Origin of the sequence: Paraburkholderia sp. SIMBA_030 (genome assembly GCF_046535245.1) — a bacterium.
GTDB lineage: Bacteria > Pseudomonadota > Gammaproteobacteria > Burkholderiales > Burkholderiaceae > Paraburkholderia.
Window position 1 is genome coordinate 1 of the sequence record NZ_JAWRXB010000492.1, and the last position, 273, is coordinate 273.

Below are 273 nucleotides of genomic sequence, written 5' to 3' on the forward strand. Positions count from 1 at the left end.
TCTTGATCGCATGCACCGCGTCGATCACGCGGCTCACGCCGGGGCCTTCCGCCTCCTCGGGATCGACGATGCGCCAGTAGTGCAGCAGACGCTCCTTGCCGCCCGCCACTTCCAGCAGGCGCACGTAGAGCGCTTCGTCCCAATGCCAGTCGAGACCGGCTTGCGCGAACGCCGCGTTGAACGCGTGCAGATGCGCGCTTTCGGTATCGGCAAGCGTGCCGTCGACATCGAAGATCAGGGCTTGCATGGGCCGGTCCTCTCGCAGTGATGGAG

The 273-nt window shown here is 65.6% G+C and carries 1 protein-coding gene; it reads right to left on the bottom strand.

The features are described 5' to 3' along the window. On the bottom strand, positions 1–247 hold a 247-nt coding region (locus SB772_RS40930; protein WP_410838641.1), incomplete at its 3' end, for an HAD hydrolase-like protein. Between the last annotated feature and the right edge of the window lie 26 nt (positions 248–273).